Source organism: Bartonella sp. 1-1C, assembly GCF_002810325.1.
Lineage (GTDB): Bacteria > Pseudomonadota > Alphaproteobacteria > Rhizobiales > Rhizobiaceae > Bartonella > Bartonella rochalimae.
Window position 1 is genome coordinate 893,680 of the sequence record NZ_CP019489.1, and the last position, 22,239, is coordinate 915,918.

Sequence of the window (22,239 nt, forward strand, 5' to 3'; positions counted from 1 at the left end):
ACTTAATTCAGAATTAAGTACCTATATGAAAATTATATTTCAAAGGTGGAATTTGATATAGAAATTTAGGAAAATATGATGCAACAAACCGAATAATAAACCAACTTACAAAGCTTCCTAAAATCACACCAGCCAAAACATCAAAAGGATAGTGTACACCTGTAAAAACACGTCCCCAACAAATTAATAACAAAAATATCAATGCAAACTTAGAAGCAATTTTGTATCTATACAAATAAAGATTAACAAAGTAAGACACAATAACTAATGCATGATTACTTGGAAAAGAAGCTGTTTCCTGATGCTTAATAAGAGGTCGCATAAAATCTACAACAAATGGACGTGGACGATAATAAATAAGAGAAATAATATAGCCTATAATAAGAGCAACACAAATACTAATACCAATACTTAAGGCAATACGCCTTTCCATACATCCACCACAAAACCATAATACACAAAGATGTATAGGAATAATATAAATCAAAAACTTTGCACAAATGATACCAAACCAAACAAAAACCAACTCCGTTTGATCATTATTAGCAAGCATTTCGAAAAGTGCTAGATCAATCTGGTGTAAAATGTTCATTCTTATCTCACTTTTATATCATTATCTTCCTCTCTATTATATCATTGTCTACTAAAAAAACAGTAATATGATAGAGTTAAAGCGAAACGCGAAATATATAAAAAATATCCCAAGATTCAATAAATGATATTTTTTGTAAACATCAACTTGCTATTTTTAAAGATAAGCTGTAAGTATTCAATGTTCATTACCGGTATTTGGCTGGGGGTTGAACGGAGGGCTGGGAAAAACCAGTGGGAATATAATAATTCCGGCCTCCTGTGTCTCCGCTCTCGAGTGTCTCGAATGCAAACGCGTCCTTTCTTCTTTGGATTTTCCAATAAAGACAAGTCGCAGAGGCTTTGCGCCAAAACTGGTAGAATTTAATTGAAGAAAGGCAAAATAATGGCTCTTTATGAACACATATTTCTTGCCCGACAAGATATTGCACCGCAGCAAATTGATGAGCTTTTAGAAACTTACAAAGGCGTTATCGAAGCAAATGGTGGAAAAGTTGGGCGTATAGAGAATTGGGGTCTTCGTTCTCTTGCTTACCGAATCCGCAAAAATCGTAAAGCTTATTATGTATTGGTAAATATTGACGCTCCAGCATCAACAATTGCTGAACTTGAGCGTCAAATGCGCATTAATGAGGATATTCTACGTTACATGACTGTCCGTGTAGAAAAACACGAAAAAGAGCAATCGACAGCACTTTCAAGCCTCAACCGTGATGGCTTCTCTAATCAAAATGAAGAGAAAGCTCAAAATCTACACCGTCAACATGAAAATCCAACAGGAGGAATAGCATGATGACAGATATTCACCAAACTTCGGTACGTCGTCCTTTTCATCACCGCCGTAAAACATGTCCATTTTCTGGTGCAAATGCTCCTAAAATTGATTATAAAGATATCAAGCTGTTACAGCGTTATATTTCAGAGCGTGGAAAAATTATTCCTTCGCGCATCACAGCTGTTAGTCAGAAAAAACAACGTGAGTTGGCGAATGCTATTAAGCGCGCTCGTTTTCTTGGCTTACTTCCATATGTTATCAAATAAATTTTAATTTAATTATGTAGCCAGAATTTTTTCTGGCCAATTATTCTTTTTCTTTAATATTTTAAAAAACGTATTTTAATTATAATACATATAATATATCCAAAAAAGTTGGGGTATTCTATACCTCTAACTGCAAAAGGCAGGACAGCGATCAATGGAAGATTCCTATTCTTATAAAACAATAATCGGTGTTTTAGCAGGATTGTTTACTGCTGTCATAGGGATGGCAATCATCAGTGTTTCAAATATTATTCCCTATTGTTCTCTTTTTTTAGGTTGTTTTATTTCGCTTCCAATTTTTATCACAGCATTTAGATATGGCACATTACCTAGTCTTGTTGCTTTAATTAGCGCAACTTTTGTTCTTTCCATAACCAATAATATTTATATTGGTTTTAGTTTTATGTTGTTGTTTTTTCTTCCTGCTGTTTATGCTTCTTGGCTCCTTGGGTTTGCACAACCAGTACAAACAATACAAGAAGAAAATTCATTGATATGGTATCCCTTACCATCAATCATTTTTCTTTTAACAAATTTTATTGCCTGTATATCAACCTTTATTGGAATTTATGTCCAAAATCATCCGGCTTCTCCTATTATTGCAAAGCAAATTACCGAGAATATAGTACAGACTATGCGACAATCGCAGTCTATAAACGAAACTAATATTCTTTCTTTTACTGAACTTGTAATGACACATACAGCAACTCTAACAGCAGTAGTATTAACCGTTTATAGTTTATTGTTTTTTATTGCGAATCTTTACTTTTCAATGATAATAGCACGTCATATAGATTGGCTGAAAAGACCTCGTGATGATTGGAAACAAAATTTTCGCCTTCCAATTTGGGGACTTGTTATTTTCATTTTTGCTTTTATAGCTGCAATGATTGAAATTAGTTCTATTTTAAATTTAAGCGCAAATGTTTTTATTACTGCCTATACAGTTATCATATCAGTTAGTGGTCTAGCATATCTCCATAATATTACAAAAGAAATAAGTGGCCGAATAATAATATTATCTTTTGTATACATTGCTATTTTAACTGTTATTTTTACTGTACCTATTTCTTTTATGCTTCTGCTTATGGGTATTTGGGCAACCATTCAATATAACAGCCAATCACACAAATCTCACTAATTGATTTAATTCGAAAGGAAAAACTATGGATATCATTTTGCTTGAACGCATCACTCATCTTGGTCAGATTGGCGATATTGTCTCAGTTAAGAATGGCTATGCACGTAATTTTCTATTACCTCAAGGTAAAGCTTTACGTGCTAATGAAATCAACAAAAAGCACTTTGAAACACAACGCGCACAACTTGAAGCTCGTAATCTTGAACGCAAAAACGAAGCTAAAAAAATTTCTGAAAAACTTGATGGAAAATCATTTATTATTATCCGTTCAGCTGGTGAAACAGGACAGCTTTATGGCTCCGTATCAACACGTAATATTGCTGATATTATAACAGAGAATGGCTTTTCGATTGAACGTAACCAAATTGAACTTAATCATCCTATTAAAACCATCGGTCTTCATACCATTTCTCTCAGCTTACACCCCGAAATTCAAGTTTCTGTAACAATTAATATCGCACGCTCAACTAGTGAAGCGCAGCGTCAAGAAGCAGGTGAAAATCTAACTTCTACTGAAGCAATATATGGTACTCAAGAGCAACCATTAACAAAAGAAACTGATAACCATGAAAAAAACAATCTTAATGAAGAAAGTCTCAGTTAATGAACATTTTTTTCTTACTTAACTGTTTGTTTTTTCTTCTTTCCCATTAAAATTGGTATATCATGATAATATTTAGTCGAAAGGCTAAATATTATTAATAGGAAGATTGTTATGGAAGAAACCGGCATCTCTAATCTGATTCCTCAGCAAAAAGAAGAATCCACCTCTTTTCGGCAGATGCCACATAATATTGAAGCTGAACAAGCATTGCTTGGCGCGATTCTTATTAATAATGATGCACTTGATCGCGTGTCAGATTTTTTAAAATCAGAACATTTTTTCCAACAATTACATCAACAACTCTTTGAGATTGTATCACAAATTATCAAAAAAGGAAAACTAGCAACCCCTGTCACTATCAAACCGTTTATTCCAGCTGAAGAAAAAATTGGAGATATTACTGTATTTAATTATGTTATTCGTTTAGCTAAAGAAGCAGTAACAATTATTAATGCTGAAGATTATGGACGAGTAATTTATGACCTTTTTATCCGACGTTCCTTGATTAATCTTGGAAATGAAGTTGTCAATAACTCATTTGATGCCCCTTTAGAATTTACACCAATTCAACAAATTGAAAAAATCGAACGTGATTTATTTCAGCTAGCAGAAAAGGGGAAATATGGTGGTGGATTTGAGAGTTTTGATGAAGCTATTAAAAAAGCTATTGATATGGCGGGAATAGCAAAAAAGCGATCTTCACGATTATCAGGTATTGCTACTCACATAAAAAAGCTTGATGAACAAATGGGAGGATTACAGCCTTCGGATTTAATTATCATTGCTGGACGTCCTGGTATGGGAAAAACTGCTCTTGCTACCAATATTGCCTTCAATATTGCTAATACTTATAACTGTAATACAAAAAAAGAATCATCGCCAGAAAATGAGGGAGGAATTGTCGGATTCTTTTCGCTTGAAATGTCATCAGAACAACTTGCAACACGTATTATTTCTGAGCAAATAGAAGTCTCTTCTTCTAACATTCGTCGAGGCAATATCTCAGAAGAACAATTTGCAAAATTATTACGCATAATGAATCGCCTACAAAAAGTTCCACTTTATATCGACCAAACGGGTGGCATATCGATCACACAATTAGCTGCACGTGCACGTCGCCTCAAGCGACAACATGGTTTGGATGTTTTGATTATTGACTACATACAGTTAATGACAAGCAATTCGAGACGCTCATCCGAAAGTCGCGTTCAAGAAATTACAGAAATCACCACAGGATTGAAGGCTTTAGCTAAAGAACTTAATGTTCCCATTATTGCTCTTTCACAGCTTTCACGCCAAGTCGAAAATCGGACAGATAAACGTCCACAACTATCAGACTTACGTGAATCTGGTTCAATTGAGCAAGATGCTGATGTTGTTATTTTTGTATATCGTGAAGAGTATTATCTTAAAAATGAGGAGCCTAAGATAGGAGGTCCAGAACATTTAAAATGGCAAGCATCAATGGATGAAGTTTTTGGGAAAGCTGATATTATCGTAGCAAAGCAACGCCATGGACCAACAGGCATAGTCAAACTCTCTTTCCAAGCTGATTTCACACGTTTCAGTGATCTGGCAGACAGTAATTATCTTCCAGAACAATATGGTTAAACCATTATGGTACGTAATCGTCTTCAATTTATTTGCCAAAATTGTGGCACCGTCCATTCACGTTGGGCTGGAAAATGTCACTCCTGTGGAAATTGGAATTCTCTCACTGAAGAAGGTACAAATAGCGGTGTAGGAAGTGGCCCTCCTAAAAATATTCGTAAAGGTCATATAGTTACACTTACATCTCTTTCTGGAAATATTGAAAATGTTCCGCGTATCCATTCCGGCATTGCTGAGCTTGATCGTGTTACCGGCGGTGGTTTTGTTCGTGGATCAGCATTACTGATTGCTGGCGATCCAGGCATAGGAAAATCAACATTGCTAACACAAACAGCAGCAGCCTTATCGCAAAAAGGGTACAATGTCATCTATGTCTCAGGTGAAGAAGCTATTACACAAATTCGTTTACGTGCACAAAGACTTAATGCTACAGATACGGCAGTTCAACTCGCTGCTGAAACTAATGTTGAAGATATTCTGGCAACTTTAAATGCACATGAAAAACTTGATATGGTCATCGTTGATTCCATTCAAACTTTGTGGTCAAATCTAGCAGATTCAGCGCCTGGAACCGTGACACAAGTCCGCATCAGTGCTCAAGCGATGATCCATTTTGCAAAAAACACAGGAGTTTCTGTTGTTCTAGTTGGTCACGTCACAAAAGATGGACAAATTGCTGGACCTCGTGTTGTTGAACATATGGTTGACGGTGTTTTTTATTTTGAAGGTGAAGGTGGACATCATTATCGAATTTTAAGGACTATAAAAAACCGTTTTGGACCAACGGACGAAATTGGCGTCTTTGAAATGTCTGACAAAGGATTACGAGAAATTTCTAATCCATCTGAATTATTCTTAGGTGAGCGTAATGAAAAAGCACCAGGAGCTGCGGTTTTTGCAGGAATGGAAGGTACACGCCCTATATTAGTAGAAATTCAAGCTCTTGTTGCTCCCTCTTCACTTGGTATGCCACGACGTGCCGTCGTGGGATGGGATGGGAATCGTCTTTCAATGATTCTAGCCGTATTGGAAGCTCATTGTGGTATCCGCTTTGGACAACATGATGTCTATCTTAATGTTGCAGGTGGTTACCGAATATCAGAACCTGCAGCCGATTTAGCAGTTGCAGCAGCTTTGGTATCTTCTCTTGCAAATATTCCTCTTCCAACTCACTATGTGTATTTTGGTGAAGTCAGTCTCTCAGGAGCAATTCGTTCTGTTGCCCATTCAGGACAACGCATTAAAGAAGCAAAAAAGCTAGGGTTTCAAGGAGCCTTTCAACCTATAGCAACAACCGAAACAATAAAATCACAAAACTTTCAACAACACACATTCTCCGATCTTCCTGAATTGATTGCAGCTATTACTTCAGATAAAAAACGCTCTATACCATGAAAAATAATTAAAGAGAAAATTCTATAAAACACAAAAGATTCTTGATATAAAAATAGAAAATCGACATAACCAAAAATCAAAAATATATTTCTGTACATTTTTATACTGATTATAACGAAATGCAACGCACATATAAGGAATCAAAAAATGAGTGTAACAATTCTAGACGGTATTGTCGTAGTAGTTATCCTATTTTCTTCTTTTCTAGCCATGCTTCGTGGTTTCTCACGTGAAGTGTTATCATTCATTTCTTGGATAATTGCAGCAGTTTCAACATTTTATTCATTTAAAATTATATTACCCTTCACTGAACAATATCTCTCTAATAAAATGATAGCATTGGTTATCACATTTTTCATGATTTTTATCACTGTTCTTGTCATTACTTCTATCATCACTATGAAAATTGCTGATTTTATTATTGATAGTCGAATTGGCGCACTTGATCGCACCGTTGGATTTATTTTCGGAGCATTTCGTGGCTTATTGATCGCTGTCATCAGCATAATGCTTATTAATGCACTTGTTAAACCTGAACAACAATCCGATTGGCTAAAAAATGCACAAACAAAACCTATGTTAGATTCACTGAGTAAAAAAATAGCAGAAATGATGCCAAAAGATCTTGATTATACCTTTGAAATAATAGAAAAATTCTTTAAAAAAGACGACACTGCAGATAATTAAATTACAAATATTATTAGACGAATTAACGATGCTCTTATTCACAGAATAAGAAATGGTTTTATTAAGAATGAGCTTTAAATCATATGGAGTCTATGATATCGGCTATTTCTTACGTCATAACTGAAAGAATATGATGACAAAAATCGACGTCTCTTGTCAGGAATTTTCGTTAGATGACGATACACTTCATGAAGAATGTGGGGTATTTGGTATCCTTGGACATGAAGAAGCAGCGACACTGACAGCTCTTGGGCTACATGCGTTACAGCATCGTGGACAAGAAGCTGCAGGGATTGTTTCTTATCATAACAAGATGTTTCACCAAGAAAAACATTTAGGTCTTGTAGGTGATCACTATACAGATTCCGCAACATTAGCTCGCCTACCAGGAGATCGTGCTATTGGACATACCCGCTATTCAACCACAGGTGAAGTAGCATTACGCAATGTACAGCCTCTTTTTGCAGAATTAAATGCTGGAGGCATTGCTATTGCTCATAACGGCAATCTAACAAATGGCCTCACATTACGCCGCGAATTAATTGCCTCTGGTGCTATCTGTCAATCAACATCAGATTCTGAAGTCTTTCTCCACCTTATTGCTCGCTCACGCCATGAATCATCATCCGACCGCTTTGTTGATGCTATTCGGCAAGTAGAAGGTGGATATGCTATGTTAGCATTAACACGTACTAAACTAATTGCCGCACGTGATCCAACAGGCATTAGACCACTTGTTATGGGTGAGCTTGATGGCAAACCAATCTTTTGTTCAGAAACCTGTGCTCTTGATATTATTGGAGCGAAATATATTCGTGATGTTAAAAATGGTGAAATCATTATATGTGAAATACAAAAAGATGGTCAAATCACTACAAAAACTATTAAACCAGAAATAGAGAAACCAGAAAGGCTTTGTCTTTTTGAATATGTCTATTTTGCTCGTCCTGATTCAATTGTCGGAGGACGAAGTGTCTACGTAGTGCGAAAAAATATGGGTATACATTTAGCACGAGAAGCACCTTGCGATGGTGATGTTGTGGTTCCTGTTCCTGATGGAGGTACACCTGCAGCAATTGGTTACGCACAAGAAATTGGAATTCCTTTTGAGTTAGGCATTATTCGTAATCATTATGTTGGTCGTACTTTTATTGAACCAACTCAACAAATTCGTGCTTTCGGTGTTAAATTAAAGCATTCTGCAAACCGTTCTATTATTGAAGGAAAGCGTGTTATTTTAATCGACGACTCAATTGTACGTGGAACAACATCTGTAAAGATTGTAAGAATGCTCCGCAATGCAGGAGCAAAAGAAGTTCATATGCGTGTTTCCAGCCCAATGATTTTATATCCTGATTTTTATGGTATCGATACACCTACAATTGAGAATCTTTTAGCCAATCAATATCCAAACCTACAATCCATGTGCAATTTTATTGGTGCTGATTCATTAGACTTTCTTTCAACTGATGGCCTATATCTTGCTGTTATAGGAGAAAAACGAAATAATTCTAATCCACAATTTACTGATCATTATTTCACTGGTCATTATCCTACACATCTTACTGATCAAAAAAGTACTCCAATAGTTCATAAATTGTCTGTCCTTAAAACAAGAAATTAATAATGATAAAATCTGATTTTCATCTCACTGGATGTGTTGCCCTTGTCACAGGAGCCTCTAAAGGAATTGGTTATCATCTAGCATTAGAGCTAGCAAAACGCGGCGCTCATATTATTGCACTTGCACGAACACTAAGCGGTTTAAAAACGCTTAATAATGAAATTAAAAAAAAAGGTGGTTCTGCAACGTTAGTATCATTCGATTTGCGTAATATGGAAGTGATTGATGAACTAAATGTATCAATTGACAAATGTTGGAAGAAACTTGACATTTTAGTTGCAAACGCTGCAATCCTAGGGACTCTTTCACCAATAGCTCATACCGAAAATGCAATGTTTGAAGAGATTTTGCAAATAAATCTTACCAGTCAATGGCGTTTAATGAAAGCAGTTGAACCTTTATTGCGCAAATCTAATGCTGGACGCGCTATCCTTCTGTCATCAAGTGTTGCTCATTGCGCACGCGCTTCTTGGGGATCTTATGCCGCTTCTAAAGCAGCCCTAGAACTTCTTGCTCGTTGCTGGGCAGAAGAACTCAAACAAACATCTATTAAAGTTAATTGCGTTAACCCAGGCGCAACACGTACTACAATGCGCGCACAAGCTCTTCCTGATGAAGATCCTCAAACCTTACCTTCTCCACAAGAAGTTGCAGCAGAAATAGCCTATCTCTCATCACCTCACTTAAAAGAAACAGGAAAACTTTTTGATGTTCGTAAAAAACGATTTATGAACTATCATATTCCTGATTAACCGTAATCTGAATATACTACAAAACTAATTACAAGTTTTCTAAAATAAATACTTTACTTTTTTATAGCTAATTATAGAATTCTCTAATTATTCATTAGCTACCTATAATGTTTTTGATTTTTCCTTCTAAAGCAGCTCTTTTACTATAAGTCCAAGCGCTATAGGGAAGAAAAGTCATATAACCAAAAACTGTTATTAATAAAGTATACCACATATAAGTAGCCAGAAAACCAACATAAATAACAATAACTAGCATACATGGTATGACAATATCTCGCCTCAAATTATTACCTATTGTTTTTCCACTCCATACTGGTAAACGACTTACTAAGAGAAAAGCAATAATCACAGTATAAAAACTAAAGAATAAAGCCCATCCCCAATTGGGGACTAAACCTACTCCCCCTAAATAAACAGGTAATAAAAGCATTAATGCGCCTGCTGGTGCAGGAACACCAATAAAATAATTCCTCTGCCATTCTGGTATATCAGAATCATCTAGCATCACATTAAAACGAGCTAACCGCAAGCAACACGCAACACAGTAAACAAGCGCAGCTACCCAACCGACCTGATGAGCCTGGGTCAATATAAAAGAATAAACAACAAGAGCAGGAGTAACACCAAAATTAATAACGTCAGCAAGTGAATCCATCTGTGCTCCAAAAGATGAAGTACCATCCATCAAACGAGCAACACGACCATCAGCTCCATCTAAAATTGCTGCTAAAAGTACTACCAAAATGGCTGATTCATAGCGATTCTCAAAAGCCAAACGAATACCATTCATTCCCGCGCAAATTGCTAAAATAGTAATAATATTAGGTATAATATACCGCATCGGTATAGGTGAACGCCGCCGATGAGCAATATCACCACTTTGTCTTTCAGGTTCAAATGAAGAAAACGGTGAAGAATTTTTCATGTCTCATCCTAATCAAGCCTAAAGTCACTTACAGCAACATCATCACCAAAAGAACCTAAAACTGTTTCCCCCGCAATTGCTATCTGACCAACTGCAACACGCAACTTTACATTAGCTGGCATATAAACATCAAGACGAGAACCAAAACGAATTAATCCAAAACGTTGTCCAGCAATAATTGAATCATCTGTTTTTTGCCAACAAACAATTCGGCGGGCAATCAATCCTGCTATCTGAACGACACCAATTTTTCCATGTTCACTATCAATCACCATTCCATTACATTCATTAAATTGACTAGCTTTATCAAATTCAGCATTAGAAAATTTACCCGGACGATAAACGATAGATTCTATTGTCCCACTCATAGGAACACGATTGATATGACATGCAAAAATATTCATAAACACAGAAACACGTATCATTTCTTGATCGCCTAATCCCAGCTCTGCAGGCGGAACACATGGCTCAACAAAAGAAATACGACCATCAGCAGGAGAAAGAACCCAATTCGAATTCACAGGTATCACTCGCTCTGGATCACGGAAAAAATATATACACCACATTGTTAGAACAAGACCACACCAAAACAATGGACTCCAGATTAAACCTAAAATGAGTGAAACGACAAAAAATGCTACAATAAATGGATAACCTTCTTTGTGAATTGGGACAAATCCATTTTGGATAGATTTTATAATAGTCATATAACTTCCTATTCATAGATAATTTAATAATTAATAAATATTTTTCTTCCCCCTATTTGTATATTTAATCAATCATTATACATAAAATCAGCTACTATTTTATGTAATTTATTTATCACGATTAACAACACCTAGTTCATCCTCTTCACGCATTTTTCGTAATTTCTCTTCAGCTTGTGAAGCCTCAAGCTGCTTATTCCACATTGATGCATATAAACCTTTTTTGCATAAAAGATCAGCATGTGTCCCTTTTTCAATAATACGACCATTTTTGAGCACCAATATCTCATCTGCACCAACCACAGTTGAAAGACGATGAGCAATAATCAACGTTGTACGCCCGCTGCTTACAATATTCAATGCTTGCTGAATTTCCTGCTCTGTCGTTGTATCAAGAGCTGAAGTTGCTTCATCTAAAATAAGAAGTGGCGGTGCTTTTAAAAGTGTTCGTGCAATAGCTAAGCGTTGTTTTTCACCCCCAGATAATTTAAGACCACGTTCACCAACTAAAGATTGGAATCCCTCTGGAAGCATCTCGATAAATTTCGATATCTGTGCCATTTCAGCAGCTTTGCGCATCTCTGCATCTGTAGCATTTGGGCGTCCATAATAAATATTATATGCAATTGTATCATTAAATAAAACTGTATCTTGTGGCACCATGCCAATCACTTCACGCAAACTTTTTTGAGTGACATCACGGATATCCTGTCCATCTATGGTTATTGCTCCCTCATTAACATCGTAAAATCGAAAAAGTAATCGAGAAATAGTTGATTTACCCGCACCTGAAGGGCCTACGATTGCAACAGTTTTACCTCCAGGTACTTCAAAATCAATATCTTTGAGAATTGGACGAGTTGAATCATAGGAAAATTTCACTCGATCAAACCGGATAGTACCGTGAGTCACCACAAGCGACTTAGCATTTGGTTTATCAATAATTTCTTGCGGAACATCCAAAAGATCAAACATTGCTTCAATATCGGTTAAACCCTGCCGAACTTCACGATAAATTGAGCCAATAAAATTCAATGGAATGGATAGCTGCATTAACAGCGCATTAATAAAGACGAAATCTCCCAAAGTTTGCGTCGCATAAGCTACTTCGTAAGCTGACATTAACATAAGAATTGTCATCCCAATACCAAAAATAAGGGCTTGACCAAAATTAAGCCAGCTTAAAGAAGTCCAAATCTTCACTGCAGTTTTTTCATAACCAGCCATAGAATCATCAAATCGGCGTGCTTCTAGAGTTTCATTGCAAAAATATTTGACTGTTTCAAAATTCAACAAAGAATCAACTGTACGTGTATTGGCTTCTGTATCTGCCGTATTCATCTCTTTCCGAATACTAATACGCCAATCACTTGCCTTAATCGTAAACCAAGTATACAAACCAACTGTTATCATAATGACAAGAAAATAATACCACCCATAACTTATATAAAAAATAAATGCTGTTAGAATAAATTCTAAAATAGTTGGTATTGTATTAAGAATTGAAAATCGAACAATGGCCTCAATTCCCTTTGTACCGCGTTCAATAATGCGAGAAAGACCACCAGTTTTTCGTTCCAAATGGAAACGCAAAGATAATTCATGTAGATGAACAAAAGTCTTATATGCTAATTGGCGAATAGCGTGCTGACCAACGGTCGCAAAAAGGGAATCGCGCAATTGATTAAATCCAGCCTGAGCAATACGCGCAACATTATAGGCCAAAACTAACATGATAGGCACTACCCAAATCGATGAAGAAGACCACACAGGTATCTTAATCCCTATATCAAGTGCATTCGTAGCATACTTGAAAAAATATGGAACAAATACGAGAATCAACTTCGCTAAAATAAGGTAAAATACCGCCCATACAACGCGCATTTTTAGATCAGATCGATCTGATGGCCACATATAAGGCCATAAATTATAAAGTGTGCGTAGGGTTTGACCTGAAGCCGCTGACACTGTTTTTATGATTCTATTTTGTTTCATAAAATCTTGACTTCTTTATTACCCATTTAATACGCACAAGAACAAGCTCTTATATTGCTCTTTAATAAATCATATCATACCTTTTATCTACCTCTAGTAAACTGTACAATACAAATCATTTAAATTAAACCGTTCTTGGAAAAGGAACAAGAAATAATCCACTGGAACAGTTATTGTTCTTATCTATATTCTCATACCACTCTGCAACAAATAAATCCTCAATTTTTACACGCTTCTCTTTCAACTTTGTCTTAAGCCATTTCTTTGTTTTACCAATCTCTTTAAGATTTTCTTCAAGTATTTCACCATTTATTACTAAAATAACAGACCTCTTACCTTCTTCTTTTTTAACAACAGAAAAATCACCATTCGTCTCTAATCGAACAAAATCTGCTTCATGTAAGCGACATCCTTTAATACTTAGCATCGTCGCCAAATCATTTACACTGATCCCTAAACGCTTAATCTCATCAAGCTGAAAAACACCATCTACAATAAGTTTGGTATTTCCTCCTGCAATAAGCCGATGAAAAAATACTGAATATCGTGCAAAAAAATTAAAAGATGTAATTAAGATTTGCCAAATAAATAAAACAAGCAATAATTGGATACCACTAATATTTGGATTATAAATAACGCCTCCAATAATGCCTCCCATAACAAAATTACTTACCAAATCAATTGGTGTAATTTGACTGAGACTACCACGACCTGTTGTCCTTAAAATAAACAAAAAAGCGATAAGACCCACAACTAGCTTAAGTGTGATATATCCATAACCATATAATTCCATAAAACTCTCTCCTCATATTTATGAGAGCTACTCGAATATGGAAATGGAAATTAGAATTGTTTCATCTCCCACGTGGTTATACGCTCACCAGTCTGCGGATCCTTGCTATCTTTTAAAAAGATCCCCTCCGCTGCAAGCTCACCACGAATTTTATCCGCAGCTTCCCACTCCTTATTATGGATAAGAGCAAGCCTTTCAGCAATACGCTGATCAATAAATTGTAAATTAAGATGCGTTTTGCCAACGAAGAGTGGACATTCTTTTTCCTTAACCAACTCCTGACGCAATAACCCCAGAAAATCCATACCATGCGCAAGAGCTATAATATTGTGCTCTTTATAAAATTTTCGTAAAATAGTAATTGTATTTGAAGTATTAAGATCATTACTTAATGTTTTAATTAAAGAAGAATCAACAGTTTGATTATCATCCAAACAGCATCTTTCACTACGAAGCAATTCATACCAGCGATACAACTCACTACTGGACTGTACTAAACGCTGCATTGTCCAATTTAAAGGCTCTCGATAATGCGTTTGTAACATCGAAAAACGTATAGATAAACCAGCCCAGATCCGTTTTACTTCAGCTGACAAAATGTCTGCAAACTCGAAAAAATCATTCTCTAAAAGTGAACGAATAGTAATGAAATTCCCAAGACTTTTAGACATTTTTTTACCTTCAACTTGCAAAAAACCATTATGCATCCAAAAATTAGCCATCCGTTCTGTCCCAAAAACTGAACAACTTTGCGCAATTTCATTTTCATGATGAGGAAAAATCAAATCAATACCACCGCCGTGAATATCAAAAATATTTGCCGTCGGATCTTCACAAATAAAACCACCTCCATAAGGAGATAACAACTTCGCCATCGACATTGCTGAACATTCAATATGCCAACCAGGACGACCTAAAACGGAAATTCCTGCTGGTGATATCCAACCTGGTTCTCCTTGAGCAGAAGGTTTCCACAAAACAAAATCCATTTCCCCCTTTTTATAAGAAGCTACATCTATGCGTGCCCCTGCTCTCATTTCGTCAAGTGATCGTTTTGCAAACATACCATAACGAGGGTTATCTCCCATACTACCGACAGAAAATAATATATGATTATCCGCTATATAAGCGTGGCCCTTTTCAAGAAGCCTTTCAATCAAAAACCGTATTTCCTCCAAATGATCCGTTGCGCGCGGTTGACTGGTCGGCGGCAAGCAACCAAGCGCCAATGTATCTTGCTGAAATTGATAAGATGTATGTTCTGTTAATTGATGAATAGCATCATTAAGTTCTAGATCGGGATACTGAAGAGCTGCTTTTGCATTAATTTTATCATCCACATCAGTGATATTACGAACATATATAACATGGTTTTCACCGTAAACATGACGTAACAAACGAAATAAAACGTCAAAAACAATAACAGGACGAGCATTACCGATATGGGCGTAATCGTAAACTGTTGGACCACAAACATAAAGGCGTACTTTAGTAGCATCGATTGGTATAAAATCTTCTTTTCTCCGTGTCAGCGTATTATAAAACCGCAATTCTCCCATCATCACACTCCATTAGTGATACTTCTTAGCCATTCCTTAAAATTGTTTACATCAACGCACTAATAGCACTGTTTGAAAAGAAATCTCGCCCTGTTGCGTCTACTACTAACATCAATTTTCATATATAATAAAAAAATAGCAATAAATGCTCATTAATAAACGTACTAACTATGCATACTCAAATAATTAAAATAAATCAAACTGTTGATTGTTTTGAATATCGGATAATTTAACTGTTTGATTTGGTAAAGATATAACCTAAAAAATATCTGATAACATATAGGTCGTCTTGTTAACTTGATTTGAAATGAGATAAAATTCGAAATCATCATACTAGGCTTATCATAAGGTCCATAACATTATTTTCCTTATAACGAAAACAATCAAGCCAGCGCACAATACTAGCACGATTTACCATAACAGGAATACGATGATGAATGGAATATAAATATTGAAGCACATGACCACGTAATAATTGCAACTGTATCAATCAGTAATAAATCTGTACCATTCTAGATTTCCATAAACTCTGCAGAACCAATATCCTTACGATGAATAAAATTGTGACTTTTTCATACCATATTTTTTACATTCAAAAAATCTAACTGATAATTAAAAGTCACTTTATTCGTTATGAGCAAATGTTAACTGCCATTATCTATTAGATAATAATTTTCATCAAAATAGAATTATGCGCAAGAAATACTCTGTAATCTTATGGAAAAAGAAAATTGATTACATAAAAAAAATAAATATTCTAAAATATTCAATTTTAATATTTTCATGATTATTTTCTTACGTTTATCATGCCCTAAATACTTATTGCACATCTATAGCGAATAAGAATGAGTGAACTATTTTGACTCTATTTATCAATATATAGTCCATAATAAAACTCCTCTATCCACTATTGAAATTCATAGAGATAATATTAAAAGTGAGCAATAAAAATAATGAATAAGATATTGATAAATATATTTTTTTTAATTTTCTTCTTAATTCCAATACAAACTTTTGCACAACAATACCCACCTTATCATATCAAACTTTTACGATTAGTAGAAATTTTAGGATCTCTGCATTATCTACGTAATCTTTGTAGCTTTCCAACAAATCAATGGTATGATCACATGGTTGCATTAATTGAAGCAGAAAAACCAACTCCACAAATACGCGCTCACCTATATGAAACGTTTAATGCAGCTTACAGCGCTTTTTCAGAAAATTATCATCGTTGTACAGATTCAGCAATCGAAGCAGATCAAAGATATGTAAAAGAAGGTAATGCCTTATCCACAAGTTTACTTAAGAATTTCAATAATGAAAACTAGAAAAAATTGATAGCACTCTTATTTAACTGACATAAATAACTACAAAACAAATAAATTAATTTATAGGCAGTACAAAAATTTGACCTCTGATAAACATAATTTTTTGCTACTCTTCTACTATAAATCTCTATAATCTCCACATTTCTAGATTTTTTGGGTAACTTCTCTCTCTCTTTATCAACTTTACCCAGCGCTTTTATATGAATAGAAAATATACTCTATCTGGAATCCTTAAGACCAGTGAGATATCCCTATCATAGAATAATAACATCTTATGATTTTCTAAAAGAATCCAAATTTTAAGTTTTCAAATCTTACCAACTTGTCTCATGAAAACCCATGAAATAATTGTTAAGATATACTATTAGCTGCAGAAGCAATTTAAATAAACTGTTCTCGCATATTATCATCGTTACAATAAGAAGTAATATTCCAATAATTATTACTCCTAGCAAAGTAATTAAAAAATGATCCTACTATTCCATACATCCTTTTCTAACGAGTATGCGCATTACTCGATAGTTTATTTGTTCTATAGATACAATATTCGTCTTTTTATTAAGAATAATCCAAAGAATTAAAATAAAAAGATGAAAAATAGAATGTGCTCTAATAAAAGCACATTTTAAAATCCCATTCCTATTATAAATTGTCTAAAAGTTATAAGAACACGAATAAAATTAATATATTCTATTGCATAATAGCTTAATTGAATATTTTGAATTGCAAAATTCTGCAATAATACTTATCCATTCCCAAAGAGTAGTACTACGATAACGCTTCTATAAATTTAATAGGTTCACCTTGCGAAGGCGTAACAATTTCACCTTCCCACATCACCCGCCTACCACGAATAACCGTCCCCACAGGCCATCCTTTTACCTTTTTACCATTATAGGGTGTCCAACCAGCACGCGAACCAACTAATGCATTCGTAATAATTTCTTCACGTTTAAGATCAACAATAGTCAAGTCAGCATCATATCCAACAGCAATACGTCCTTTACAACTTATACCAAAAACGCGATTAGGACCATGCGAAGTAAGATCAACAAAACGTTCAAGAGACATTTTCCCTGCATTAACATGAGTAAGCATAATTGCTGCTGTTGTCTGTACACCTGTTATCCCTGAAGGAGATGAGGGATAAGGCTTATGCTTCTCTTCAAGTGTATGTGGAGCATGATCAGAACCTAAAATATCGATAATACCTTGCTGAACTCCATGCCAAAGACACTCACGATGACGTTTTTCGCGAATAGGCGGATTCATCTGAATTAATGTACCAAACCGTTGATAATCATCAGCGCTCAAAGTAAGATGATGCTGAGTAACTTCAACTGTTGCTATGTCTTTATGCTCTTTCAAAAAATCAACTTCTTCCGCTGTAGAAAGATGTAATATATGAATACGTGCCCCTGTTTCACGTGCAATTTTAACTAAACGCTGTGTACATTGCAAAGCTGTAACCTCATCACGCCAAACTGGATGTGATGACACATCATCTGTAACACAAAAAGCTTCACGTTCTTTAAGCCGTGCTTCATCTTCAGAATGAAAAGCTATGCGACGGTGTGTATTTTGCAAAATAAGACGTACACTTTTATCATCATCCACGAGAAGATTACCTGTTGATGATCCCATAAACACTTTAATTCCAGCAACACCAGGAAGTCTTTCCAACTCTGCTAATTCACAAATATTATCATGCGTTGCTCCGACCCAAAATGCATAATCACAGTGCATCCGATGATATCCACGTTTAACCTTATCATTCAAAGCTTCTTCCGATATCGTTAATGGATTGGTATTTGGCATTTCAAAGACTGCTGTAACTCCCCCTAAAACAGCAGAACGAGAACCGCTTTCCAGATCCTCCTTATATTCCTTACCCGGTTCACGAAAATGCACTTGGCTATCAATGATACCAGGCAAAATATGAAGTCCGGTACAGTCAATTAGCTCTCCACTAGATGCGCATGTGAGATCACCAATTTCAACAATACGACCATTCACAACACCAATATCGCGCTTGCTGATACCATCATGATTAACAAGCGTTGCGCCTTTAAAAATTGTATCAAATGTTTTAAACATAGCCATGCTCCTTGTATATAGCCTCTCTATCGTTATGTAACTCGAGGCAGAAAGGCAAGAACCATGATTGAAAAACAGAATGCCATAAATTTAAAAAACCGCAAAATTATTAAAGTTATAGGTGAGGAAGCAACAAATTTTCTGCAAGCTCTTATTACTACGGATGTAACAAAAATAAAATCACGAGAGCTCTTTCCTGGTGCCCTATTATCCCCACAGGGGAAGGTTATCGCTGATTTTCTGATTGGTAAAATAGATCAAAACTACATGATTGATATTGTAGCTTCCTTAGCTGATGTTTTTCATAAGCGCCTCGCCCTCTATAGACTCCATAAAAAAATAGAGATTATAGAACCGTTACAAGAGGTTATAAATGTTTTTTGGAATAATAGTTTAGATAATTTAAATTTTAATTTAAGTTTTATAGATAAGCGCTTTCCAGAAAAGGAAAAAGTTATACGAACTTATGGAAAAATTCCTTTTCTTATTCCAGAATATAATACTTGTTGGGATCAAATGCGTATCCATTATGGGATAGCAGAAAGTGGTCAAGATTATGAAATAGGTAAAGTTTTACCCTATGATATTAATTATGATCAAATTCATGGACTTTTCTTCAACAAGGGATGCTATATTGGACAAGAGGTTATTTCACGAATGTACCATCGCAAAACAGCTCGCCGCCGTTTTTTAGTGGTTAAAAGTCAAGCTCCCTTAACCTCAGGCTCTACCGTTAAAGCAGGTACAAAAATATTTAGTCAATTAGGAACATGCGTCAAAAATGAAGCTTTAGCCTTAATGCGTATTGATCATGTCAAAGAAGCTATTGATAAAAATCTTCAATTTACAGTAGATGATATTCCTGTAACTATTAATATTCCTGAAAATATGAATTTTACCTTCCCTGAAAACTCCGTAGAGGCTAACTAATGGCTAAAGCTGAATTATCAAAAGATGGAACAACACGTGCGTGGCAAAGAATGCTTTCTGGTCGACGGCTCGATTTACTCAATCCTTCTCCTTTTGATATTGAAATTGAGGATATTGCCTACGGCCTAGCTCGTGTTGCACGTTGGAACGGACAAACAAAAGGAGAATATGCTTATTCTGTTGCACAACATTCACTTTTGGTCGAACAAATATTTCAGCAACTTTTCCCACGATCCTCTAATGAAGAATGCCTCTTTGCTCTTCTTCACGATGCACCAGAATATGTTATTGGAGATATAATTTCACCTTTTAAAGCTGTGATAGGAAAACATTACGAGCGCGTAGAAAAACGTATACAAGATATTATCCACATACGCTTTTCCTTACCCGTCAATCCGCCTCAACAGATCCTAAAAAAAATCAAACAAGCTGATCGCATCGCTGCTTTTTATGAAGCCACCACTCTTGCTGGTTTTAGTAGAGAAGAAGCTCTTCGTTATTTTGGTCATCCAAGTAATATTGGATCTGATGGACTCAATTTACAACCATGTTCCACACAACAAATTGAAAATGCCTTTTTAACTCGTTTTAATGACCTTGATGTTCAAAAGCCATATTCTGGTTGTTGATTTTTTTATCATAACTGAAAGGATATAAAATTTCTATCATACGGTCGTTACCTTAGTGAAGCATTAAGATTCTATTGTATCTCTTCCTATGAAGACCTTCAAAAAGTTCTTCATCCCTTTTATAGAACTGCCGTTTTAAACTCAATTTATTTGAGCTTGTAAACCTCTGAATCAGCTGGAAAAACGCGTGATTTGACATCATTCGCATAATTCCTAATTGCTGTATCCATCGCTTTCTCGAAAACACCATAACGACGTACAAATTTAGGTATATAAGCACCATAACCTAACATATCTTCCATCACCAAAATCTGCCCATCACACTGATTGGAAGCACCAATACCGATAGTAGGAATAGAAAGTTTCTCTGTAAGTTTTACTGCTAATGGCTCTACCACCCCTTCCACAACAACAGAAAAAGCACCTGCCGCTTCAATTGCTGTAGCATCCGCTTCAATTTGTAACCAATCACTTTCATTACGTCCTTGCGTCTTAAAACCACCAAAACGATTCACCGCTTGCGGCGTGAGACCAATATGCGCCATAACTGGAATACCACGATTGCATAAAAAACTAATTGTTTCTGCCATATAAGTACCACCTTCAAGCTTCACTGCACCGCATCCTGTTTCTGCAAGAATACGAGATGCACTAGCAAAAGCTTGCTCTGGACTTTGCTCATAAGAACCAAAAGGCATATCGACAACAACAAGAGCGCGTTTAGAACTACGCACAACAGCTTGTCCATGTAAAATCATCATATCCACACTAACAGGAAGTGTTGTATCAAACCCATATATAACCATACCAACGCTGTCACCAACCAAAAGCACATCACAATGTGAATCAGCAATCCGAGCGCTATAAGCCTGATAAGCTGTTAAAGCAACAATCGGTTCTTGTTTTTTTCTTGAACGTATTTCAGAAGCAGTAATACGCTTTATATCTTTATGAAGACTCATTTTTCAGCCTTTTTATTGTAATATATATTGATCAATAAGTCTGACTTTACCAAAGCAAACGGTAAGCAATAAAATCGCAGGTTTGTTTAGTTCCTTTTTAATCGCACACAAAGTTTCCAGATCGCATAAATCTATTGCTTCAATCACAGCACGTGGTTCTTTTTGTAAAACAGAGCGAACAACTTCACACAATTTATCAACGGATCGTTCACCTTTCTCATAAAGCCTCTTAACAGCTTTAAGACTTTCAGGAATAATCCTTGCAGCTTTGCGATCTTCTAATGTCAAAAGTTTGTTACGTGAAGAACTAACAACTCCATCTGCATCGCGTAAAATAGGTACACCGACAATTTCAACAGGAAAAGCCAAATCTTTAACCATACGACGGATAATCAAAAGCTGTTGAAAATCTTTTTCCCCAAAAAAAGCTTTATCTGGTTGAACAATATTAAAAAGCTTAGCAACAACACTGGTCACACCACAAAAATGTCCTGGACGTAATTTCCCCATCAAAATACGTGATAAGTCTTCTACTTCTACAATTGTCTCATTGCCTAACGGCCACATTTCTTCTATAGAAGGCGCAAAAACATACTCAACATTCTCCCTTTGCAATAAAGAGCAATCCCCTTCTAGATCTCTTGGATATACATTAAAATCCTCATGACGACCAAATTGTTTGGGATTAACAAATATAGAAACCACTACACGATCACACATCGCCCGTGCCTGTTGTACCAATGCAAGATGGCCATTATGTAATGCCCCCATAGTCGGTACAAAACCAATTGACAACCCTAAGCGCCTCTCCTCTCTGAGGTGTTGACGCAACCCAGCAATTGTTTTCAAAATTTGCATTTTATTT

22 protein-coding genes are annotated in these 22,239 nt (G+C 35.7%); 12 read left to right on the forward strand and 10 right to left on the reverse strand.

The annotated features are described in order from the left end of the window. Nucleotides 1-13: 13 nt before the first annotated feature. Entirely contained in the window at nucleotides 14-592 is a 579-nt protein-coding gene (locus B11cv2_RS03970) for an undecaprenyl-diphosphatase (protein ID WP_100693415.1), read from the reverse strand. Nucleotides 593-976: 384 nt separating this feature from the next. Between B11cv2_RS03970 and rpsF the strand changes: the two genes are divergently transcribed. From rpsF to B11cv2_RS04020, 9 genes are all read left to right on the forward strand, one after another. Then, entirely contained in the window at nucleotides 977-1,384 is a 408-nt protein-coding gene (gene rpsF / locus B11cv2_RS03980; RefSeq protein WP_100693416.1) for a 30S ribosomal protein S6, read from the forward strand. After that, nucleotides 1,384-1,632, forward strand: coding sequence for a 30S ribosomal protein S18 (gene rpsR / locus B11cv2_RS03985; RefSeq protein ID WP_100693955.1), 249 nt, complete (start codon nucleotides 1,384-1,386; stop codon nucleotides 1,630-1,632). Before rpsF ends, rpsR begins: the two co-directional genes overlap by 1 nt. Before the next feature lie 154 nt (nucleotides 1,633-1,786). After that, nucleotides 1,787-2,773 carry a hypothetical protein gene (locus tag B11cv2_RS03990; protein ID WP_100693417.1) on the forward strand — a complete coding sequence of 329 codons (987 nt, stop codon included), beginning with the start codon at nucleotides 1,787-1,789 and terminating at the stop codon, nucleotides 2,771-2,773. Between the two features lie 25 nt (nucleotides 2,774-2,798). Next, nucleotides 2,799-3,377 carry a 50S ribosomal protein L9 gene (gene rplI / locus B11cv2_RS03995; protein ID WP_100693418.1) on the forward strand — a complete coding sequence of 193 codons (579 nt, stop codon included), beginning with the start codon at nucleotides 2,799-2,801 and terminating at the stop codon, nucleotides 3,375-3,377. 111 nt (nucleotides 3,378-3,488) lie between these two features. Beyond that, a complete protein-coding gene (locus tag B11cv2_RS04000; RefSeq protein ID WP_100693419.1) occupies nucleotides 3,489-4,988 on the forward strand; it encodes a replicative DNA helicase in 1,500 nt (499 codons plus the stop codon). A 6-nt stretch (nucleotides 4,989-4,994) separates the two neighbouring features. Continuing rightward, nucleotides 4,995-6,383, forward strand: a complete 1,389-nt coding sequence (radA, locus tag B11cv2_RS04005; protein WP_100693420.1) for a DNA repair protein RadA — start codon at nucleotides 4,995-4,997, stop codon at nucleotides 6,381-6,383. 147 nt (nucleotides 6,384-6,530) lie between these two features. Beyond that, entirely contained in the window at nucleotides 6,531-7,070 is a 540-nt protein-coding gene (locus B11cv2_RS04010) for a CvpA family protein (RefSeq protein ID WP_100693421.1), read from the forward strand. A 130-nt stretch (nucleotides 7,071-7,200) separates the two neighbouring features. Next, complete coding sequence (gene purF / locus B11cv2_RS04015; RefSeq protein WP_199570322.1) at nucleotides 7,201-8,694, forward strand: amidophosphoribosyltransferase; 1,494 nt, start codon at nucleotides 7,201-7,203, stop codon at nucleotides 8,692-8,694. 2 nt (nucleotides 8,695-8,696) lie between these two features. Further along, the gene (locus tag B11cv2_RS04020; RefSeq protein WP_100693423.1) at nucleotides 8,697-9,446 is read left to right on the forward strand and encodes an SDR family NAD(P)-dependent oxidoreductase; all 750 of its coding nucleotides are present in this window, start codon (nucleotides 8,697-8,699) and stop codon (nucleotides 9,444-9,446) included. A gap of 94 nt (nucleotides 9,447-9,540) precedes the next feature. Here B11cv2_RS04020 and pssA read toward each other — a convergent pair whose 3' ends face one another. From pssA to B11cv2_RS07080, 6 genes are all read right to left on the reverse strand, one after another. Continuing rightward, nucleotides 9,541-10,371, reverse strand: coding sequence for a CDP-diacylglycerol--serine O-phosphatidyltransferase (gene pssA, locus B11cv2_RS04025; RefSeq protein ID WP_100693424.1), 831 nt, complete (start codon nucleotides 10,369-10,371; stop codon nucleotides 9,541-9,543). Nucleotides 10,372-10,379: 8 nt separating this feature from the next. Continuing rightward, nucleotides 10,380-11,078, reverse strand: a complete 699-nt coding sequence (locus tag B11cv2_RS04030) for a phosphatidylserine decarboxylase (RefSeq protein WP_100693425.1) — start codon at nucleotides 11,076-11,078, stop codon at nucleotides 10,380-10,382. Between the two features lie 108 nt (nucleotides 11,079-11,186). Next, nucleotides 11,187-13,073 carry an ABC transporter ATP-binding protein/permease gene (locus tag B11cv2_RS04035; protein WP_100693426.1) on the reverse strand — a complete coding sequence of 629 codons (1,887 nt, stop codon included), beginning with the start codon at nucleotides 13,071-13,073 and terminating at the stop codon, nucleotides 11,187-11,189. 124 nt (nucleotides 13,074-13,197) lie between these two features. Then, nucleotides 13,198-13,866, reverse strand: coding sequence for a DUF421 domain-containing protein (locus B11cv2_RS04040; RefSeq protein ID WP_100693427.1), 669 nt, complete (start codon nucleotides 13,864-13,866; stop codon nucleotides 13,198-13,200). Nucleotides 13,867-13,916: 50 nt separating this feature from the next. Further along, the gene (gene cysS / locus B11cv2_RS04045; RefSeq protein ID WP_100693428.1) at nucleotides 13,917-15,425 is read right to left on the reverse strand and encodes a cysteine--tRNA ligase; all 1,509 of its coding nucleotides are present in this window, start codon (nucleotides 15,423-15,425) and stop codon (nucleotides 13,917-13,919) included. A 328-nt stretch (nucleotides 15,426-15,753) separates the two neighbouring features. After that, a complete protein-coding gene (locus tag B11cv2_RS07080) occupies nucleotides 15,754-15,915 on the reverse strand; it encodes an SOS response-associated peptidase (protein ID WP_148664925.1) in 162 nt (53 codons plus the stop codon). Between the two features lie 463 nt (nucleotides 15,916-16,378). Here B11cv2_RS07080 and B11cv2_RS04050 point away from each other — a divergent pair, with 463 nt between their 5' ends. Beyond that, a complete protein-coding gene (locus B11cv2_RS04050) occupies nucleotides 16,379-16,756 on the forward strand; it encodes a TIGR02301 family protein (protein ID WP_100693429.1) in 378 nt (125 codons plus the stop codon). A gap of 768 nt (nucleotides 16,757-17,524) precedes the next feature. Here the strand turns inward: B11cv2_RS04050 and B11cv2_RS04055 are convergent. Further along, entirely contained in the window at nucleotides 17,525-18,853 is a 1,329-nt protein-coding gene (locus tag B11cv2_RS04055) for a dihydroorotase (RefSeq protein ID WP_100693430.1), read from the reverse strand. 63 nt (nucleotides 18,854-18,916) lie between these two features. Here B11cv2_RS04055 and B11cv2_RS04060 point away from each other — a divergent pair, with 63 nt between their 5' ends. Both B11cv2_RS04060 and B11cv2_RS04065 read left to right on the forward strand, forming a co-directional pair. Next, the gene (locus B11cv2_RS04060; RefSeq protein WP_100693431.1) at nucleotides 18,917-19,783 is read left to right on the forward strand and encodes a folate-binding protein YgfZ; all 867 of its coding nucleotides are present in this window, start codon (nucleotides 18,917-18,919) and stop codon (nucleotides 19,781-19,783) included. Continuing rightward, entirely contained in the window at nucleotides 19,783-20,412 is a 630-nt protein-coding gene (locus B11cv2_RS04065; RefSeq protein ID WP_100693432.1) for a YfbR-like 5'-deoxynucleotidase, read from the forward strand. Before B11cv2_RS04060 ends, B11cv2_RS04065 begins: the two co-directional genes overlap by 1 nt. A 146-nt stretch (nucleotides 20,413-20,558) precedes the next feature. On the opposite strand, the gene panB is transcribed toward B11cv2_RS04065, so the two are convergent. Further along, on the reverse strand, nucleotides 20,559-21,374 hold the full coding sequence (gene panB, locus B11cv2_RS04070; RefSeq protein WP_100693433.1) for a 3-methyl-2-oxobutanoate hydroxymethyltransferase: 816 nt from the start codon (nucleotides 21,372-21,374) through the stop codon (nucleotides 20,559-20,561). Between the two features lie 12 nt (nucleotides 21,375-21,386). Next, nucleotides 21,387-22,232 carry a pantoate--beta-alanine ligase gene (gene panC, locus B11cv2_RS04075; RefSeq protein ID WP_100693434.1) on the reverse strand — a complete coding sequence of 282 codons (846 nt, stop codon included), beginning with the start codon at nucleotides 22,230-22,232 and terminating at the stop codon, nucleotides 21,387-21,389. Between the last annotated feature and the right edge of the window lie 7 nt (nucleotides 22,233-22,239).

Coding starts and splice junctions, on each gene's coding strand:
- B11cv2_RS04055 (WP_100693430.1), bottom strand. CDS start 18,853: ATGTTTAAAACATTTGATACAATTTTTAAAGGCGCAACGCTTGTTAAT.
- rplI (WP_100693418.1), top strand. CDS start 2,799: ATGGATATCATTTTGCTTGAACGCATCACTCATCTTGGTCAGATTGGC.
- purF (WP_199570322.1), top strand. CDS start 7,201: ATGATGACAAAAATCGACGTCTCTTGTCAGGAATTTTCGTTAGATGAC.
- B11cv2_RS04040 (WP_100693427.1), bottom strand. CDS start 13,866: ATGGAATTATATGGTTATGGATATATCACACTTAAGCTAGTTGTGGGT.
- B11cv2_RS04020 (WP_100693423.1), top strand. CDS start 8,697: ATGATAAAATCTGATTTTCATCTCACTGGATGTGTTGCCCTTGTCACA.
- rpsR (WP_100693955.1), top strand. CDS start 1,384: ATGACAGATATTCACCAAACTTCGGTACGTCGTCCTTTTCATCACCGC.
- B11cv2_RS03970 (WP_100693415.1), bottom strand. CDS start 592: ATGAACATTTTACACCAGATTGATCTAGCACTTTTCGAAATGCTTGCT.
- cysS (WP_100693428.1), bottom strand. CDS start 15,425: ATGGGAGAATTGCGGTTTTATAATACGCTGACACGGAGAAAAGAAGAT.
- radA (WP_100693420.1), top strand. CDS start 4,995: ATGGTACGTAATCGTCTTCAATTTATTTGCCAAAATTGTGGCACCGTC.
- B11cv2_RS04000 (WP_100693419.1), top strand. CDS start 3,489: ATGGAAGAAACCGGCATCTCTAATCTGATTCCTCAGCAAAAAGAAGAA.
- B11cv2_RS04050 (WP_100693429.1), top strand. CDS start 16,379: ATGAATAAGATATTGATAAATATATTTTTTTTAATTTTCTTCTTAATT.
- B11cv2_RS04065 (WP_100693432.1), top strand. CDS start 19,783: ATGGCTAAAGCTGAATTATCAAAAGATGGAACAACACGTGCGTGGCAA.
- rpsF (WP_100693416.1), top strand. CDS start 977: ATGGCTCTTTATGAACACATATTTCTTGCCCGACAAGATATTGCACCG.
- B11cv2_RS04010 (WP_100693421.1), top strand. CDS start 6,531: ATGAGTGTAACAATTCTAGACGGTATTGTCGTAGTAGTTATCCTATTT.
- B11cv2_RS04035 (WP_100693426.1), bottom strand. CDS start 13,073: ATGAAACAAAATAGAATCATAAAAACAGTGTCAGCGGCTTCAGGTCAA.
- B11cv2_RS04030 (WP_100693425.1), bottom strand. CDS start 11,078: ATGACTATTATAAAATCTATCCAAAATGGATTTGTCCCAATTCACAAA.
- panC (WP_100693434.1), bottom strand. CDS start 22,232: ATGCAAATTTTGAAAACAATTGCTGGGTTGCGTCAACACCTCAGAGAG.
- B11cv2_RS04060 (WP_100693431.1), top strand. CDS start 18,917: ATGATTGAAAAACAGAATGCCATAAATTTAAAAAACCGCAAAATTATT.
- pssA (WP_100693424.1), bottom strand. CDS start 10,371: ATGAAAAATTCTTCACCGTTTTCTTCATTTGAACCTGAAAGACAAAGT.
- panB (WP_100693433.1), bottom strand. CDS start 21,374: ATGAGTCTTCATAAAGATATAAAGCGTATTACTGCTTCTGAAATACGT.
- B11cv2_RS03990 (WP_100693417.1), top strand. CDS start 1,787: ATGGAAGATTCCTATTCTTATAAAACAATAATCGGTGTTTTAGCAGGA.